Source organism: Kitasatospora sp. NPDC093558, from assembly GCF_040683475.1.
GTDB lineage: Bacteria > Actinomycetota > Actinomycetes > Streptomycetales > Streptomycetaceae > Kitasatospora.
On the sequence record NZ_JBFBDY010000597.1, the window covers coordinates 1 to 3792 of the forward strand.

The window sequence follows — 3792 nt, forward strand, 5'->3', positions numbered from 1 at the left end:
GCCGTTCCAGGCCGGCAACTACGGCGCCGCCTTCTCCGGCACGCGCTTCGTGCCGTACATCCTGGCCACCGCGATCGGCGTCGTCCCGACGACCGCCGTGTACGTGACGGCGGCGGCCAGTGCGCGCGAGCCCGGTTCGGCGTCCTTCCTGTTCTCGGCGGGCGTGATCGGGGTGTTCGGACTGGTGACGCTGGTCTCGCTCTGGCGGGCCGCCCTCGCCCGCCGCCGCGCCACCGCCTGAGCCGCCATCGCCTGAGCTGTACACGCGGTTATTCGCTCGCGGTCCGCCCCCGTCCGGCGCCACCATGGCGGCCATGACCAACCTCACCCCGCGGGTCGACCCGCCCATGTCCGCCGACGAGACCACCATGCTGACGGCGTGGCTCGACTTCCACCGCAGCACCCTCGCCCTCAAGTGCGAGGGCCTCACCGACGACCAACTGCGCACGCGTTCCGTCCCGCCGTCCAGTCTCTCCCTGCTCGGCCTCGTGCGGCACATGGCCGAGGTGGAGCAGTACTGGTTCCAGGGCGTCCTGCTCGGCGCGGACGTCTCCACCGGCCACTACTGGACCCCGGAGAACGAGGACGGCGACTTCGACGACATCGCCACCGCGGACGTCGCCGCCGACTTCGCCACCTGGCACGCCGAGGTCGACGCCGCCCGGCGCGCGAGCGCCGGCCTCCCGCTCGACACGGTCGGCAAACGGCAGCGCCGCGGCGGGGACGTGACGCTCCGCTGGATCCTCGTCCACATGATCGAGGAGTACGCGCGGCACAACGGTCACGCGGATTTTCTGCGCGAACAGCTGGACGGGCGGACTGGCGAGTGAAATCGTTTCCGCATTGTTGACAGAAGGTCAATTACGCGGTGACCGCGACCGATAAGGTCTACGCGCGCAACCGTACGCAATCCCCCCGCGTCGATGATGTTGCCCGGGTTCGCCCGGGTTTCCGGCGCGGCACGACTCGTTCGGGGGGCGCGAGCGGGCACGGGACCGGTGAACAGTGCGATACTCGGACAGTTCCGACGAGTGGATGACGTGTCAAAAAGGGCACGCGCACCCGGGGGACGCGGCCGGGACGAGGCAGGGAGGCGCGGCATGGGAGCACTTCGCGACGAGCACCACAACGGGTGGCTGATGCCCTCGGGCAACTACCCCGCCGCCGTGTACGACGACGAGTGGAGCGAACGGGACACCGTACCGGCGATGCCGTCACCGGCCAAGATCGTCTCACTGCGGCCGACCGGCTTCGAGGCCGCCCGCACCGTCGGCGAGCACATCCGGGCCAGCACGCCGGTGGTCATGGACCTCACCGAGATGTCGGAGGCCGAGGCCAAGCGGATGGTCGACTTCGCCTCCGGGCTGATCTTCGGCACCCAGGGCGGCATCGAGCGGATCGCCCGCCGGGTCTTCCTGCTGACCCCGGCCGAGGTCGAGGTCATGGTGATCGACCGCCCGCTCGACGACACCGGGTTCTACAACCAGAGCTGAGACGACCAGAGCTGAGACGTCCAGAGCTCAGACCGCCCGGCCCGACACACCGGATCCCGGCAGCCCCGACCGGGGACGGCAACCGCCGTCCCCGGTTTTTTGCTGTCCCGCCGCCGGAGACCGCATACCCCAGCTGAGGCACCGGATCCCATTTTGAGACATCCATGTCTCACATGAGCTAAGCTCGAAGCATGGCCACCGATCGCGACACCGTCCTCGAAGCCGCCGTCAGCGTGCTCTCCCGACGCCCGACCGCCCACCTGGACGAGATCGCGCGCGCCGCCGCCATCAGCCGCGCCACGCTGCACCGGCTGTTCCCCGGCCGCGAGGCGCTGATCCGCGAGGTCGGCCTGCTCGGCCTGCAGCGGTTCGCCGCCGCGCTGGACACCGCCACCGCCGGGGAGGGCGACGCCGAGGCCGCGGTGCGCCGCCTGGTCGAGGCCGCCGTGCCCGACGCCATGCTGTGCGCGTTCCTCGCCGGCGAGAACCAGCTCTACGACGACGAGAACATCAACGCGCTCTGGGAGAGCCAGATCGAGCGGCTGCACCGGCTGTTCCTGCTCGGCCAGCAGCAGGGCGTCTTCCGCATCGAACTGTCGGCCGCCTGGCTCAGCGAGGCGTTCTTCGACCTCGTCGCCGGCGTCGGCTGGGCCATCCAGGACGGCCGGCTCGCCCCGCGCGACGCCGCGTTCTCGATCACCGAGCTCTTCCTCGGCGGCGCCCTGCGCAGATCCCCCTCCCCCACTCCTCCTTCGGCCCGCACAACGGAAACCGATAACTCATGAGCAGTACCCTCCTGGCCACCCCGAGCCGCCGCTGGACCGGCCTCGCCGTCCTCGTCCTCGCCGTCACCCTGGTCGCCGTCGACGCGACCGTCCTCTCCCTCGCCATCCCCTCCATCAGCGAGACGCTGCGCCCCAGCGGCACCCAGCTGCTCTGGATCGGCGACGCCTACTCCTTCGTCCTCGCCGGCCTGCTGGTCAGCATGGGCGCGCTGAGCGACCGGATCGGCCGCAAGAAGCTGCTGCTGGCCGGTTCCACCGCGTTCGGCGCCGCCTCGCTGCTCGCCGCCTACGCGCCCGGGCCCGGCTGGCTGATCCTGGCCCGCGTGCTGCTCGGCGTCGCCGGGGCGACGATCATGCCGTCCACCCTCTCGCTGATCCGCAGCCTCTTCCCGGACGACCGGGAGCGGGCCACCGCGATCGGCATCTGGGGCGCCGCCGCGGCCGCGGGCGCCGCGCTCGGACCGGTGGTCGGCGGCGCGCTGCTGGAGCACTTCTGGTGGGGCTCGGTGTTCCTGCTCAACATCCCCGTGCTGCTCCTGCTGCTGGTCTTCGGCGCCTGGCTGCTGCCCGAGTCCAGGGACCCGAAGCCGGGCCGCTGGGACGTGCTGAGCGTCGTCCTGTCGCTGGCCGGTGTGATCGGCGTCGTCTACGCGGTCAAGGAGGCCGCCGCGAACGGTCTGGCGCGGTGGGACGTGCCGCTCGCCGGTCTCGTGGGCGCCGTCGCGCTGACCGTCTTCGTCCGCCGCCAGCTGCGGCTGGACACCCCGCTGCTGGACGTCCGGCTGTTCCGCGACCGCCGGTTCACCGCCGCCGTGCTGGCCTCGCTGATCTCGCTGATCGGCCTGTCCGGCGTGGTCTTCGTGACCTCGCAGTACCTCCAGCTGGTCCGCGGCTACGAGCCGCTGCAGGCGGGCCTCGCCGAGCTGCCGGCCTTCGCCGGCTCGGTGGCCGGCGGCCTGCTGACCGCCCGGCTGGTCCGGCGCACCGGCGCCCGGGCGGCGCTGACCTTCTGCCTGCTGGCGATGGGCTTCGGCGTCGGCGTGCTCGGCTGGCTCCAGCAGGACACCACGTACCTGGTGCTGGCCGCGTCGTTCCTGCTGGTCGGGACGGCCGAAGGCGTGGTCTACACGCTCGGCGCCGACCTCGTGCTGACCGCCGCGCCGGCCGACAAGGCCGGGGCCGCCTCCGCGGTGTCGGAGACGGCGTACGAGCTGGGCACCGCGCTCGGCATCGCGCTGGTCGGCTCGGTGGTCGGCTCGCTCTACGCGAGCGGGCTGTCCGTCCCCCAGGATGCGGGGCAGGCCGCCGCCGCCCGGGCGGGCGAGTCGCTCGGCGGCGCCGTCGAGGCGGCCCACGCGCTGCCGCAGGCGGTCGGCGAGCCGCTGCTGGCGAGCGCGAAGCACGCGTTCGTCCACGGCATGAACGTCGCCGGCATCGCCTCGGCCGTGCTGCTGATCGGCGCCGCGGCGATGGCCTGGCGCCTGCTGCGCGGCCTCGCCGCCCCCGCCGCCAAG

General features: G+C 72.4%; 4 protein-coding genes and 1 pseudogene. All 5 read left to right on the forward strand.

Annotated features, from left to right (window positions below):
• Window positions 1-241, forward strand: a pseudogene (locus AB0O00_RS32185) (hypothetical protein); the annotation flags it as partial.
• 73 nt (window positions 242-314) lie between these two features.
• Entirely contained in the window at window positions 315-830 is a 516-nt protein-coding gene (locus tag AB0O00_RS32190; protein ID WP_363657802.1) for a DinB family protein, read from the forward strand.
• 270 nt (window positions 831-1100) lie between these two features.
• A complete protein-coding gene (locus AB0O00_RS32195; protein ID WP_363657804.1) occupies window positions 1101-1493 on the forward strand; it encodes a cell division protein SepF in 393 nt (130 codons plus the stop codon).
• 191 nt (window positions 1494-1684) lie between these two features.
• Window positions 1685-2278: a TetR family transcriptional regulator gene (locus tag AB0O00_RS32200; RefSeq protein ID WP_363657806.1), complete on the forward strand. Its 594-nt coding sequence runs from the start codon at window positions 1685-1687 to the stop codon at window positions 2276-2278.
• A partial coding sequence (locus AB0O00_RS32205; RefSeq protein ID WP_363657807.1) for an MFS transporter occupies window positions 2275-3792 on the forward strand: 1518 nt, incomplete at its 3' end. The genes AB0O00_RS32200 and AB0O00_RS32205, both read left to right, overlap by 4 nt.

Coding starts and splice junctions, on each gene's coding strand:
- AB0O00_RS32190 (WP_363657802.1), top strand. CDS start 315: ATGACCAACCTCACCCCGCGGGTCGACCCGCCCATGTCCGCCGACGAG.
- AB0O00_RS32195 (WP_363657804.1), top strand. CDS start 1,101: ATGGGAGCACTTCGCGACGAGCACCACAACGGGTGGCTGATGCCCTCG.
- AB0O00_RS32200 (WP_363657806.1), top strand. CDS start 1,685: ATGGCCACCGATCGCGACACCGTCCTCGAAGCCGCCGTCAGCGTGCTC.